This window comes from Pseudobdellovibrionaceae bacterium (assembly GCA_023898385.1).
In the GTDB taxonomy this organism is placed as follows: Bacteria; Bdellovibrionota; Bdellovibrionia; order Bdellovibrionales; family UBA1609.
Genome location: CP060220.1, coordinates 1,135,281 through 1,146,930, shown reverse-complemented (window position 1 = coordinate 1,146,930; position 11,650 = coordinate 1,135,281). Strand labels below are relative to the sequence as shown.

Genomic DNA, 11,650 nt, shown 5'->3' with positions numbered 1-11,650 from the left:
TGCCCACCTTAATAAATCTTAAACTATTGTTTTATTTGTGTTTGGGTTATTTCATAATGGTGAACGTTTATCTTTAGCAAATGGGGTGTTTGTGGATCGGTTAGTTGATGGATTGCCAGCTTTTGCAGTGACCGCCAAAAAACACGGGGTGTCGTTGGGTCGTCGACCCATTGAAATACTTCAAATCAATGTGGGTAAGTTGTGTAATCAAGCCTGTTTACATTGTCATGTGGAGGCGGGTCCAAAGCGCACGGAAGTGATGGAAAAACCCACCTTTGATCGACTGCTTGAACTTTTGCGAGGCTCAGATTCCATTCACACTGTGGATCTTACGGGTGGGGCGCCGGAGTTGAACCCCCATTTTTTCGAGTTTGTGGCTGCTGTGAGGGCGATGGGTAAGGAGGTGATCGACCGTTGTAACCTCACTGTTCTTTTTGAGCCAGGGCAAGAGGACACGGCGGGATTTTTACGAGAACACCGTGTGCAAGTTGTAGCGTCACTGCCTTGCTACTCACAGGAAAATGTGGAGAAGCAGCGCGGACGAGGTGTGTTTGATAAAAGCATCCGAGCCTTGCAATGGCTTAATAGTTTGGGTTACGGAAAATCCGGCACCGGTTTGTTGTTAAATCTGGTCTACAACCCTGGAGGTGCTTTTTTGCCTCCAGAGCAAAAAAAACTCGAACAAGATTATAAACAGCAACTGAAAGATCATTTTGATATCGAATTTAACAACCTTTTTACCATCACGAATATGCCGATCAAAAGATTTTTGCATGATCTTGAAAGGCAAAATCGCCTTGAAGACTACATGCAGCTTCTCTTAGATAATTTTAATCCACAGGCGGCAGAGGAAGTGATGTGTCGAAATTTAGTGTCCGTGGGATGGGACGGGCAGCTTTATGATTGTGATTTCAACCAAATGTTAGATCTTCCGCTGGCTTTTGAAAAACAATCTATTTGGGATATTCAATCGCTCACTGAGATCATAGATAAGCCCATCGCGTTGGGCGATCATTGCTATGGATGTGCTGCCGGCTCGGGGAGTTCGTGCGGTGGAGCCTTGGCGTGAGAGATGAGGTGCTAAAGCAAGTTTCGGTGATTGTGCCGGTGGCGCCGGCTGAAAATCTGTGGACTCGTTTGCTATTGGACTTGCGGGATCTACCGGCAGAAAGTGAAATTTTGATCGCAAGCCCAGAGCAGCCCAATGAAGATTTGTTGAATCGAGTCAGAGGCAAATTGAAGGCATCAATTCATTGGGTCGTCTCAGAAAAGGGGCGAGCCAAGCAGATGAATGCCGCTGCGAAAATGGCAAAGAATAATTACCTTTGGTTTGTCCATTCTGACACTCGGTTTGGGGCAGAGGCATTGTCTGGTTTAAGTCGGGCCTTGATCGAAGATCCCATTTCACTTTGTTATTTTGACCTTCATTTTGGTGATGATGGTCCTAAGCTCATGAAACTCAATAATTGGGGCGTGATGTTTCGCTCAAGAGTGTTGAGAATGCCATTTGGTGATCAGGCTTTTTGTTTGCCGAAACACATTTTTTGGAAATTAGGCGGATACGATGAAGGCGTGAGTTGTGCTGAAGACCATCACTTGATTTGGCAGGCTCATAAAGGTGGGATCCAAGTTCGATCGGTGGGCGTATTTATCAAGACGAGCGCAAGAAAATACACTCGTTCTGGCTGGGCCCACACCACATGGAATCATGTGCGACTGACCGTGGAGCAAGCCACTCCCCACGTGCTGGATCTTATTAAAGAGAAAGTGCGACGCCCATGAGAATTGCAGTGGCCATCTTTGTGAAAACGCCAGGGCTTTCGGATATTAAAACTCGCTTAGCTAAGGGTATTGGCGCACAAAAGGCGGCTGAGTTTTACCTTCAAAGTGTGGCCACAACGGCGATGAAGGTGAAAAAGTTTGCAGAATCTCAGCCTGATGTGTTTCCGTTTTGGGCGGTGGCGGAAGAAAGCGGATGTGATCATCCCCTTTGGAAAGAGTTCCCAACTATATATCAAGGGATGGGTGGGCTAGGGGAGCGCCAATACAAAATATTTTCTGATCTGATTAATACTCATGATGGAGTTGTTTTAATCGGAGCCGATTGCCCGCATATGCCAACAAATACACTTTCGGATGCCGCAAAGAGCTTGTCCCCATCAGGAGAGAATTTTGTCATCGGCCCCGCAGAGGACGGCGGGTATTATCTCTTTGCCGCCTCAAAACCAGTGGCTCAGGAAATTTGGACGGGTGTCACCTACAGCTACGAGCACACAAGAAAAGAGCTAGAAGAACTCCTCCGCCCCCAAGGACACATCATTCATCTTCCCGAGCTATTCGACATCGACACCAAAGCCGAATACCAAAAGGTATCGGATTACATTTGGTAGCAAGTATGCGTCATGATCAGCAGAGTTGATTGGGGTATTGCCAAAAGGTATCGGATTCCCGTTGGTAGCAAGTATGTGTTATGATTGGTAGAGTTGATTGGGGTATTGAAATGCCTGCAAAGGGATCATCGACTTTTATAAACGATGCCATGTTGGCAATTCTAGGCAAAAATTAGGTATTGAATCTTGTGTGTTAGGAACTTTTTTACAAGTTTTGAAGTTCAGGCATTATTAATAACTATCGTCTCTATCTCGATCATCGTGAACAATCACTAGTTCACGAAAAATGATACCGAGTCGCTACCGAAGAGAATCCGATACCTTTTGACACCTTTTGGTGGCAAATTTTGAAGTTCAGTCATCAACAATAACAATCGTCTCTGTCTCAATCGTCGTGAATAGCTACCAGTTTACGAAAAATGACGCCTGGTCGCTACCAAATGTAATCCGATACCTTTTGGTGGCGCCATTTTGTCACCGATTTTTTGGCACTTTAATTGAATAAGTCCCCTTTGCGACCTTGTTACAAGGTCCGTGTCCGAAGGGGAGGATTTCATCACTATGCGTTTGGGGGAGGGGAAAGAGTGTTTTTTATTTGTTCTGCTCACGAGTTACGTGGTGTTATTTTGTCCGGCCACAGGGTTGGGGGACTTGGGTAGCGCCATGGGTACTGGGGCGAAGTTGAAAAAGTCGAAATGGTCTGTGACGGCCACAGTTTTGGCCATGTCCAATGCCTACGAGTGGCAGTCACAGGATCATGAGGGGTCCGGTAAGCTTTCTTTGTCGCTAATGCGAGGAGGCGACAAAATGGATGTCTATGCTGTGGCCTCAATGATTCAGCAGTTTGGCGGCTTTGATGAATATCACATCTCAAATGCCGTATTGGGGGTCAAAACAAAATCAAAAAAGGTGATAGGAACAGCAAAACTCACACATGGCTTCAGTGTGACATTGCCCACTTACAAAAAGCAATATGATGAAAGTTCGTACCGAGGGGGCATCGCGTATGTGCCCACAGTTTCTTATCAAAAAGGCCGGTGGGCGGCCTCTGTAGCGGCTCAAGCTCAAAAAAACTGGCACTTGTATGATCGTTCGTCACAGGGAATAGGTAATATTGAATATTCGGCCGCCGAAAGCTTATCTCTAGCCTACAAGTTCAGCAAGCGTTGGGAAATGGAATTGAGTTTCGAGTATATATCTGGAGTGAGCTATCAGGGGAGCTTTCATTCTCAGTATTCAGCCGGACAAAGTATGGCCTTTGCGCCGGATTCAAATACAAAAGTTGCCATAGGGTTATCAAGTGGTGGCAACGCCTTAGATGCCAGTGGGTCTCGCAATACCATCAAATGGTACGACCAGTATTCAGCACAATACTATGGGGCTATATCGAAAAGGTTCTAGAGATTATCCAAAATAGGGGAGGATAGTATGTCAGGGGGCGTGGGTAAAACACAATTAGTAGGGGCCTTTTTCCTGTTCATCGTCGGATGTACAAAAGAGCTTCCCTATCAATCCGTTGAAGACAAGTTTGATGATGTGTCAAAATCAATGATTGATACAGAAGTGGACTACTTGTATGTGCCGAGCACCGTTAACACCACACGCACGTCAGCGGCCTCTCGTCCCTATTGGATGGGAGATGCAAAGCGGGTGCGGTTTGTGTTTTCTGAAGATGCACTTAACGTGATTGAAGTCGAAGCGGACGATCGCTTTCAAGCCAACAATCTTAATGCAAAACCTGTATTGTCTATCCCTATTCAGCATGTGGACTATCGGTGTCGCGAAGATGCCTACGGAAAATGCACACATCAAGAAGAGCAAAATAGTGCTCTAACCTGGGAACAACGCAATTTCTTCAAGCTGGAGCCAGCTAAATTAGCTCTTAAAGAGATAAACTTTCTTCCCGTCACATTAAAGAACCTTTTTAGCTCATGTTATAATGAAGTGGATTCTCAATTTTCTGATGCCGATATGAAAATTGATCAAGATTCTCTAAACATTAAAATTGAAAAGACATTTAAAACGTCCATTGACTGTGCTTCTGACGGTTTAGAAAGTTTGTCGGATTTAACATTTAAAGTTCAATATCATTACTCATTTGCGAAATTGTCCGCGCTGGCTTCGAAAAATTACAAGCCCTATGAATACACTTCCGTTGATGAGAGAACCTTCGGATTTTTCTCAACAAAAAAGCGCACGCTAGGTGTAGACAATAATGATGTTATTGATGGTGAAAAACAATATATGGATCGATGGAATCCAAAAAGAAGCGTGGTCTATTACCTGAGCAGTGCGTTCACCGATCCAAAATATGAAAACATTAAGACAGCCACCAAAAGTGCAATTCAGACAATCAATGCCGCACTGGTCAAGGCAGGAGCTGAGATTCAGATCGAGTTAAGAGATCATGATTCGAATGTCGACCCAGGAGATATCCGGTTTAATTCTATTGTGCTAGTAGAAGATCCACAGGCTAGTGGAGTTATCGGGTACGGTCCACATGCTTCAAACCCAATGACTGGAGAAATTGTTCATGCACGCACTGTCATGTATCTTGGCACAATCAAAAAGTACATTAAGTACACCTATAATGATATCATTCTTGAGCGGATCAACGAAATCAAAAACGCACAAAACACTCAATCTCTAATGGCGTCGTCCTCAGCGGTCAATCATCCTCAAGGCGATTCTTCACGAACAGGGCCGCCATCATTTAAGGGTTGGTCATCAAACAAGAGAGATTTCGTAGAGTCGAATCTCGACGAGAGAAAGCTCAAAGCTGTGGCCACCGACGCTCTTTCTTATAAAGAAAATAAAGTTGATCTAAAAGACCGGATTGAGTTTTTGTCAAGAACGTCGAACTATCCGGCAGAGCTTTTTAATTTTCATCATGCTATTGATGGTGGCATTGACGAGGTAATCGCTAAAGTGGGACTTAAAACATGGAAAGACCTTTCAGATGATGAGCAAGAGTTAGTTATTGAACGGCTGCTCCCCCATGTTTGGGTGCCAACATTAGTGCATGAGTTTGGCCACAATCTGGGGTTGAGACATAATTTTGCTGGATCTGAAGACAAAGACAATTTTTATTCAGCCAGAGAACTTAGTGACTACGGTTTTAAATCCGAGTTTAAGTACAGTTCAATTATGGACTATGCTTATTCGTCAATAAATGAACTTCCGATTTTAGGAAAGTACGATGTGGCAGCCCTTCGATATGCCTATAAAGAAGAGGTGCAACTTAAAGACGAACAATATGTCAGTGTTGAAAAGTGGAAGGCCGGTGATGTTGGAGATATTAAGGGCTATCAGTACTGCACCGATGAGCACGTAGGTGCCAACCCCAATTGCAATCGATTTGACGAGGGGACCAGCTTAGTAGAAATTGCAGCCCACTACATCAAAAGCTACGACAAAAGATACGCCAGAGCTTATATGCGAAATGAACGACGCCATTTCAGTCTCTATCAAGATGCCTCCCATGCAGGTTCTGTCTATGGACAATTTATGAACTTGAGGATGATGTTTGAAAGATATGAAACAGTGAAGAATATGTTTAGCTTGCCGGATAACTCGCCGGTGTGGGAGCAGTATGAATTTCTGAAAGATCTCAAGCAGGCCACTTTGCTTTCTGCAAAATTTTTCACTGAGGTGATAAAAACTCCTAATTTGACCTGTGCCGTGGTTCATCAGTCCGCTCAAAACCAAGTGTTTTCAGCACCACTTCAAGCCTTATCGGCGCAGGCGGTGAGTTGTTTTGATTCTGAAAACGTGCAATTGGCACCGGGCTACAGTGTGATCGGGCAAGGGGGGCGTTGGTTTCAATCGAAAAAAGACCCCAATAGTATTAATCCCTATGTGGATCAGATTGATGTGCGAGGAATTTGGATAGATAAACTTTTGGCTACAAGATTTCTCCTAGGCACGTCATTTGGCAACACCACTTTGGATAAATACGAAGATACTTACCTGCAAATGCCCGAGTTGAAAAGCGAGATTGCGGACGTCGTAGAGTCAGTCGTCCTTGATCGAATCCAAGGCGTGATTCATTTTGCGACAAAAGAGGGTGAAGGGTTTTCGCTCAAGGGTGAGTATCAGTTGTCGGTAGCCCATGAAATTCCTGAGCCACTGTCAGAAAGCGTGTCGAAATTCTTTGGGCTGCCTTCGGGTCGGGTGGACTTTAGTAGTCAAGTGATCCGAGAGCTCAAGGCTCTGGGCAAATCAGAGAAAGTGTCTACAGAAGTGCGGCACTTGCTGCGGTCTTTGCGAGTTTTAAGAGCATTGCCACAAGATGGCCGAAATCTTGATGAATACATCTATGTGGATACAACCACTGGAGTCAGATATCTAGCCCTCAATGAGGCCTCCATCGCGTCGAAAGTAATAGGCGGTTTGAAGGCGGGGCAAATTCTAGATGCCACGAGCGAGGAAGACATTCAGTTGGCCATGGCCTATTTGTCTGGGCAAGAAGGGGTCGACGGCTCGGGAGTGTCAAAAGCCGTTCTTGAGTTGGGAGTTGATACTCTCAGTCGGTATCAGTCTGGCCGCTGGCCCTCGCAAGACTATTTTGAAGTCTTACTCGAGGCCATGGCCGAGTGAATTACATGAGAGTGTAGCTTGGCCCGCTGCCACCTTCTCTGGGTAGCCATCGGGGGCCAAGCACATCAGTGGCTTTGCAGTCCACGCAATTGGGGGCATTAACTACAAGTTGATCCCCCTTTCGCTCGTAAACGCCGGCGGGGCACATGTGAGAATAAAAATCTGCCAGTTCCGGAGAGATGTCTTTTCCTACAATTAGGTGCTGAGGAATATCATCTCTGGTTTTATTTCCTGATTGATAAACAGCATCCACTTTACTGAGCCCAATATTTTTTTCATCAGGATTTGTACTGAATATTTTTTTTTCATCACCGTCGCTCAAATGGTCATGCCCACCCCCGGGGAAGGCTCCGCCAGTGGCCGTCATGAGGGCGGCCTTTAGGCCTCCCAAATAGAATCCTGATTTAAAAGCATGCCGCATGTTTCTGACCTTATGAAGGTCTTTCCATATAAAACTGTCTTTTACTGATTTATCATAACTGCTCAAAGTTTTGCCGGAGGTATCGCTAGCCTTTAATGCTTTAAATGCGGCGCGGGCGGCGAGAACCCCAGAGTGCATGGCATAGTGAATACCTTTAAGGGCGGGCACATTCACCATGCCCACGCAGTCACCGGCCATGATCAATCCATCGCCATGAAGTTTTTCTGGAAAAGCGTTTAGTCCACCCTCGGGGATAGTTTTTGCGCCCCACTCGACCAGTTCACCACCTTCAAGGTATTCACTAAATAGGGGATGTTTTTTAAGAGACTGCAACATCTGGTGTACGTCAAGGTTGTGTTCTTTGTAGTCAAGTCCCACAACCAGTCCAATAGATACAAGATCTTCACCCATAGGGTACATCCAGCTTCCGCCAAATGCAGATTTTGGTAAAGGCCATCCCAGGGTATGGGTTACGTTTTTAGGAACTTTCTTTGTTCGCCAAACCTCTTTCACGCCCAAAGCAAAGATCTGAGGGGCAGGGGATGTGATTTTTTGCTCCGCTAAGTAAGCTTGAGTCAGTGGTCCGCGGGTTCCTTCAGTGAGTACGGTGATTTGCGCGGCAATATCTGTAGGCGGCATGTACTGATCTGTCTCCTTGCCTTCGCGGTTCAGGCCGGCAGCTGTGGTGCGAACGCCAACAACTTGGCCGCCTTGCATGAGCAGCGAGTCGGCGGGAAAACTAGTAAACATATTCACACCCAAATTTTCAGCCTCTTGTCCCAGCCAACGAACCACTTCACAAAGTGAGGCCACTTGGTTGCCGTGATTGTTCATTGTAGGAGGGGTGGGAAGGGGAACTTTGCCTGTTTCCGTGAGCATAAAAACATTGTCGCCTTGAACGGCTCCCCGCAGGGGCAGCTCATTAAGCGGTTTTTCGGGGAAAAGATCTTGAAGAACCTTTGGATTCATCACGGCACCAGAGAGAGTGTGGCCACCCAAACTTTCAGCCTTTTCAAGTACTCCAATTTCAATTTCGCCAAGGCCACCGCCAGATTCATTATCTGCTTTTACAAGGCGAGCTAACTCGATGGCGCCACAAAGCCCGGCCGGTCCAGCACCCACAAACACAACATCCAACGGGACAGCTTCATCACTGAGCGTTGGATTTTTAACGATGAGTTTATCCATTGGCAAAGGGGCTTGAAAATCTGAGGGTCGAAAGGACTTACCATGGGCCATTAATGATTCTCCTGTTTTTTTGAGCTCTAAAAGTTAACGAATTCTGAGGAGTTTAGGAACCTTGTTTCGGCCTGCGACTCGATGTGTTAGTGGGGAATGTGAATTTGGACTTGTGCGAGGCCGTCGGGTCAGGCAGGAAAAAGAAAAATAATAGAACTATTTATTTTTCTTTCGCTCAAAGACAAATGGTGACAGTGCGGAAAATAAAAATATTGTGATCACCCCTGGGATGTACCAGCCAAATAGATAGGGAAGGCCCAAATTGGCTTCACTCCAAAGAGGTAGTCTTGTGTTTACAATAACCACTTGATACATTAAAAAAATACCTACGGATAGAGCGACCCAATAAACTATAGACAGACCAGCAAGATAGGCCCCTTTGATTTCTGGAAACTTATCAATGAAAACAGAAGCTATCCAGGTCAACGGGATTACCCAGAAAAGGGTTTCTAAAAACGCAAAAATCCAAAGATAAGGTTTGTGTAGAAAGTCGTTGAAAATAGGGCCATGTAGCTCCTCGCCAACAAGCAATGCAGCTAGCATCACTCCTCCGCCAATTATTGAGTAAACAAAATATGGTTTCAGTTTATCCACTCACACCTCCCGAATAGGGAAAGTCTAAGCGACCAAATACTGAGAGGCAAGTTCCATCAAAACCACATGAAATCAATCTTAACTCGACTCTCAAAATGAGTTGGAAGCTGGGCAACGGTTTATTCACAGGCTTACTTTGGTGTCCAGCTTAAAGTGATTTCATTGGTTGCCATGAAAAAGGGCTTAAAAAGCCAGCTGCCGTGGGAATGCAAATCGATTTTTCGTCACCTCTCTTATTTGCCGATGGGGGTTTTCTGCGATGTTCGTTTTGGATAAAGGCAATGGCCATGGCAAAATCAATAGTTAATATCCACACGAACAGAACAGGTCTTGGTCGATCGAATTCGGATAAAAAAATGAAACAAGAGATACATTTTCTGCCCGGGCAGAAAATGAAATCAGGAAGTTTTTAGTTCTATGATTCAGAGGTTGATACCCGAGCGATTTGCCCAAGATTCTGTGAGTCACAAATTTTGAATCAGGGGGCCACTCACCTTTTGGCGCATTGGCGTTAAGTTAGATACTTTTTAACAAAAATATTTGACAGCTTTTTCGACGATCCTAAATGGCCTGCCATAAAGTATAATCAGTCGAACGTTCAAAAAAAGAATATGGTGCCCAAAAGCACCCCTAAAAGGGCACTTCGTCGCTTTAATAGGTGTTCTCTTTGCAGGATGATCCCTCTTGAAAAAATCGCTGCGAAAATTAGGTGTATAAAGGAATTCGTAAAAAACAACCTAAACTATAAAAGGGAGTGATTATGGGCTTTAAGAATCTTCGCGAAGCTAAGCGATCTCTGAACATCAAAGAATTTCGCCGTATCCAAAAGAAAGCCGAAGCCGCTGTATCTGATTTACAAAGTTCTGAAATTAATCTCATCAAAACTCTGCAGCTGGTCGAGGACAATATGGTGCATAGATGGTGTGGGTACAATTCGTTATTTGAATACGCGGTTCAGTGTCTTCGTTTGAGTCGGTCCCAAGCTTATATGTATGTGGGATTGGCAAAAGCCACTCGTAAATATAGTATGCTAGAGTCGGCCCTCGTAGAGAAGAGGGTTACACCAAGCAAAGCCGCTCGAGTCCTTTTTGTGATCCCGGCAGATAGTGAGCAACAGTGGGTTTTGAAGGCTGCCGCTCTACCCAAAGCCGAACTAGAAAAAGAGGTGGCAAAGATCAACCCGAAAAAAGTGCCTGGTGAACGAAGTCACTACCTTACTTCTGACGTGATCGAAATGAATACTCCAGTGAGTGAAGACGTTTATAAAAAGCTGGTAAGAGTTCAAGACCTAATATCAAGTTCAACGGGTCAGGCCGAATCCATGGAAACTGTATTTGAAAAAATGGCCGACCTGTTCTTGCAAAAAAATGATCCCGTCGAAATGGCAAAAAGACGTCAACATATAGCAGGGTTATCCCCGCAAATTTCTCGTCCGGCGATCAGTGCTAATGGAGATCGCCTTGCTATTCCAAAAGAAATTGAACATCAGGTTAATCTGAGGGACCAACGTCAATGTCAGCATCGTTACCCATCAGGACAAAAATGCCCATTTAAACGCTGGTTGCATTTGCATCACCGTGTACCAGTATTGCAAGGAGGTGAGCTCAGTGTTGAAAATTTGATTACGCTGTGTCCAGCTCACCATGAACTAGCGCACCTTTTGATGGAGGAGAAAAATCGAAATGAAGGATCTTTGTTTGAATATTCTGCCCGGGCAGAAATTTAGGGTTTAGAGTTGGTGGAATGGGCAAGTAAGCTTGCGAGAATATTGTGCCTGAGCAGAAAATTATGTTTCTGGGCTTGTTGGTCAGCAATTTATCATCGACTGTCTGCCCGGGCAAAATTTTAGGATTTAGAATTGGCGGGATGAGCAAGGAAACTTGCAAGAATATTGTGCCTGAGCAGAAAATTATGTTTCTGGGCTTGTTGGTCAGCAATTTATCATCGACTGTCTGCCCGGGCAAAATTTTAGGATTTAGAATTGGCGGGATGAGCAAGGAAACTTGCAAGAATATTGTACCTGAGCATAAAATTATGGTTCTTGTCTTGTTGACCAGTTAACTTTTATCGTTTTTCTGCCCCGACACAAATTTTTGTATTCAGAAATGTTTGGCTGGCAAGGCACGGTGGATATTGCGTCCCAAAAAGTGCAGCTCTTGCGTAAATCACAGGCCCAGCAAGTTCGCGGGCAGGAAACGGCCCTCCGACACTTTGAGTCGCGATTAGGGGTTTGGCATTGGTGGTATCCACTTGAGAGGTCACAGTTATTAACATGGTCGCCGACTTTTTAGAAATACCACCTGAATAGCCCGAGTTTGGCCCATTTTCCTTGGACATTTGGGTAATTGACGACATTGGTGCGGCGCGAAACCTTGGGCTACTGATATTGGAACAAAGTACCTAAATG

The 11,650-nt window shown here is 45.0% G+C and carries 9 protein-coding genes; 7 read left to right on the top strand and 2 right to left on the bottom strand.

Features of this window, described 5'->3' with window-relative positions; all coding sequences use genetic code 11:
• The first annotated feature begins 154 nt into the window (after positions 1-154).
• From arsS to H6626_04955, 5 genes are all read left to right on the top strand, one after another.
• Positions 155-1,069 carry an arsenosugar biosynthesis radical SAM protein ArsS gene (gene arsS, locus H6626_04975; protein ID USN48957.1) on the top strand — a complete coding sequence of 305 codons (915 nt, stop codon included), beginning with the start codon at positions 155-157 and terminating at the stop codon, positions 1,067-1,069.
• Positions 1,048-1,782 (top strand): glycosyltransferase, encoded by a 735-nt coding sequence (locus H6626_04970; protein USN48444.1) that lies wholly within the window; start codon positions 1,048-1,050, stop codon positions 1,780-1,782. The genes arsS and H6626_04970 overlap by 22 nt, the downstream gene beginning before the upstream one ends.
• Entirely contained in the window at positions 1,779-2,390 is a 612-nt protein-coding gene (locus H6626_04965; protein USN48443.1) for a glycosyltransferase, read from the top strand. Before H6626_04970 ends, H6626_04965 begins: the two co-directional genes overlap by 4 nt.
• Before the next feature lie 561 nt (positions 2,391-2,951).
• Positions 2,952-3,791: a hypothetical protein gene (locus tag H6626_04960; protein ID USN48442.1), complete on the top strand. Its 840-nt coding sequence runs from the start codon at positions 2,952-2,954 to the stop codon at positions 3,789-3,791.
• Positions 3,792-3,830: 39 nt separating this feature from the next.
• Positions 3,831-6,989, top strand: coding sequence for a zinc-dependent metalloprotease (locus tag H6626_04955; protein ID USN48441.1), 3,159 nt, complete (start codon positions 3,831-3,833; stop codon positions 6,987-6,989).
• Between the two features lies 1 nt (position 6,990).
• Here H6626_04955 and H6626_04950 read toward each other — a convergent pair whose 3' ends face one another.
• On the bottom strand, positions 6,991-8,649 hold the full coding sequence (locus H6626_04950; protein ID USN48440.1) for a 4Fe-4S dicluster domain-containing protein: 1,659 nt from the start codon (positions 8,647-8,649) through the stop codon (positions 6,991-6,993).
• Positions 8,650-8,805: 156 nt separating this feature from the next.
• On the bottom strand, positions 8,806-9,243 hold the full coding sequence (locus H6626_04945) for a hypothetical protein (protein USN48439.1): 438 nt from the start codon (positions 9,241-9,243) through the stop codon (positions 8,806-8,808).
• Positions 9,244-10,003: 760 nt separating this feature from the next.
• Here H6626_04945 and H6626_04940 point away from each other — a divergent pair.
• Positions 10,004-10,969 carry an HNH endonuclease gene (locus H6626_04940; protein ID USN48438.1) on the top strand — a complete coding sequence of 322 codons (966 nt, stop codon included), beginning with the start codon at positions 10,004-10,006 and terminating at the stop codon, positions 10,967-10,969.
• 44 nt (positions 10,970-11,013) lie between these two features.
• On the top strand, positions 11,014-11,304 hold the full coding sequence (locus H6626_04935) for a hypothetical protein (GenBank protein ID USN48437.1): 291 nt from the start codon (positions 11,014-11,016) through the stop codon (positions 11,302-11,304).
• The last annotated feature ends 346 nt before the right edge of the window (positions 11,305-11,650 follow it).

Bases quoted from the DNA above. Each gene is read 5' to 3' on its own strand.
- H6626_04965 (USN48443.1), top strand. From the start codon at position 1,779: ATGAGAATTGCAGTGGCCATCTTTGTGAAAACGCCAGGGCTTTCGGAT.
- H6626_04960 (USN48442.1), top strand. From the start codon at position 2,952: ATGCGTTTGGGGGAGGGGAAAGAGTGTTTTTTATTTGTTCTGCTCACG.
- H6626_04950 (USN48440.1), bottom strand. From the start codon at position 8,649: ATGGCCCATGGTAAGTCCTTTCGACCCTCAGATTTTCAAGCCCCTTTG.
- H6626_04940 (USN48438.1), top strand. From the start codon at position 10,004: ATGGGCTTTAAGAATCTTCGCGAAGCTAAGCGATCTCTGAACATCAAA.